This is a genomic window from Saccharopolyspora sp. (genome assembly GCF_017434145.1).
GTDB lineage: Bacteria > Actinomycetota > Actinomycetes > Mycobacteriales > Pseudonocardiaceae > Saccharopolyspora_C > Saccharopolyspora_C galaxeae.
Window position 1 is genome coordinate 1 of sequence record NZ_JAFRFW010000183.1, and the last position, 2,136, is coordinate 2,136.

Genomic DNA, 2,136 nt, shown 5'->3' on the forward strand with positions numbered 1-2,136 from the left:
ACAGCGCGCGGGTTCTGGGGTCGAACCGTGCCTGCCCGTCGAGCGCGCCGCGCAGTTCGGCGGCGAAGTCCTGCGGAAGGTGAGTGGTGGTGGGCTGGGCGGTCGCCCTGTCCGGGGTGGCGGTCATCGCGGGTGCTCCTGGCCGGCTCGGTGGGAACGCGGGTTCGGGATGTCTCCCACGCACCGTAGGTGTTCGCTGCGGCGTGCAGTGTCCGCTGGGCCGCGCGGCGCGCGGTGGCTATGGGCAGCGTCCCGTGCGGTGTCCGTCCGGCGGCGCTGCGCGCGGTGTCCATTGTCGGCGCGGCACGAGGAGACGTTCCGTCTTCTGTGCGGAGTGGATGGCGGGGCGCCGGTGGTGAACCGATAATGTCGCGGCCGTTGAGGCGGGCCGCGGCGCCCGCCGGGCGAGGCTTTTCGGGAGGAGATCCACAGTGGGACGGTCCGTACTGGTGACCGGAGGCAACCGCGGCATCGGGCTGGCGATCGCCCGTGCGTTCCAGGCCGCGGGTGACGAGGTGGCGGTCACCCACCGCGGATCGGGTGCGCCGGAGGGTCTGCGCGGGGTGCAGTGCGACGTCACCGACGCCGAGCAGGTCGCGGCGGCCTTCGACGAGGTCGAGCAGGCCCAGGGCAAGGTCGAGGTGCTGGTTTCCAACGCCGGGATCACCGACGACGGGCTGCTGCTGCGGATGGGCGAGGACCAGTTCGGGCGGGTGCTCGACGCGAACCTCGCCGGCTCGTACCGGGTGGCCAAGCGGGCGGCGAGCAGCATGTTGCGGCTGCGCCGCGGCCGGATGATCTTCGTGTCCTCGGTGGTGGGCCTGTCCGGTGGCGCCGGGCAGGCGAACTACGCGGCGAGCAAAGCGGGCCTGGTGGGCCTGGCGCGGTCGGTGGCGCGCGAGCTCGGTTCGCGCTCGATCACCGCGAACGTCGTCGCTCCCGGGTTCGTGACCACCGACATGACCGACGAGCTCTCCGAGGAGCGCAAGAAGGAGATCTTCGCCCAGATCCCGCTGGCCCGGTTCGCCGCCCCGGAGGAGGTCGCCGGTGCGGTGACCTGGCTGGCTTCGGAGTCCGCGGCCTACGTGACCGGCGCGGTCATCCCGGTCGACGGCGGTGCCGGGATGGGGCACTGACCACCGGCGGATTCTTGCCGCCGCGCCCGGGGCTCGGCGGCTGGTTCCCACCCCGCGCCAGCGGGCCACAACCTTCACCGCCCGCGCCAGCGGGCCACAATCATCGCGGAGGAAGCACGTGAGCGGATTGCTCGAAGGCAAGCGGATCCTGATCACCGGCGTGATCACCGACGCGTCGATCGCGTTCCACGCCGCCAAGACCGCCCAGGAACAGGGCGCCGAGGTGGTGCTGACCGGTTTCGGCCGGTTGAGCCTGGTCGAGCGCATCGCGGGCAGGCTGCCGAAGCCCGCCCCGGTGCTGGAGCTCGACGTCACCAACGCCGAACACCTCGACACCCTGGCCGAGCGGGTGCGCGAGCACCTGCCCGCGTTGGACGGGGTGCTGCACTCGATCGCCTACGCGCCGCCGTCCTGCCTGGGCGGGGATTTCCTGGAGGCGCCGTGGGAGGACGTCGCCACCGGTGTGCAGATCTCGGCGTACTCGCTGAAGTCGCTGACCACCGCGACGCTGCCGCTGCTGACCGCGGGCTCCGGGATCGTGGGCATGGACTTCGACGCGCGCGTGGCGTGGCCCGGCTACGACTGGATGGGCGTGGCCAAGGCGGCGCTGGAGTCGACCAACCGCTACCTGGCCCGCGAGGTCGGTCCGCGCGGGGTGCGGGTGAACCTGGTTTCGGCCGGGCCGGTGCGCACGATGGCGGCCAAGTCCATTCCGGACTTCGCCACGCTGGAGGACAAGTGGGGCGAGCGCGCTCCGCTGGGCTGGGCCATGACGGACCCGGAGCCGGTCGCGCGCACGATCTGCGCGGCGCTGTCGGACTGGCTGCCGACCACCACCGGCTCGATGATCAGGGCCGACGGCGGGTTCCACGCGCTGGGCGCGTGAGCTGCGACGGGGGCGTGCGTGACAAGATCCACGCACGCCCCACCCGCTTGAGCGCAGCGCACCGGCCCGCGCCATCATGGACGGGTGAGCTTTGATGCGCTGCTGTTCCTGTCG

The 2,136-nt window shown here is 72.3% G+C and carries 2 protein-coding genes; both read left to right on the plus strand.

Features of this window, described 5'->3' with window-relative positions:
* Window positions 1-431: 431 nt before the first annotated feature.
* Entirely contained in the window at window positions 432-1,136 is a 705-nt protein-coding gene (gene fabG, locus IJH84_RS05160) for a 3-oxoacyl-ACP reductase FabG (protein ID WP_200072531.1), read from the plus strand.
* Window positions 1,137-1,254: 118 nt separating this feature from the next.
* A complete protein-coding gene (gene fabI, locus IJH84_RS05165) occupies window positions 1,255-2,022 on the plus strand; it encodes an enoyl-ACP reductase FabI (RefSeq protein WP_295140899.1) in 768 nt (255 codons plus the stop codon).
* Window positions 2,023-2,136 lie beyond the last annotated feature (114 nt).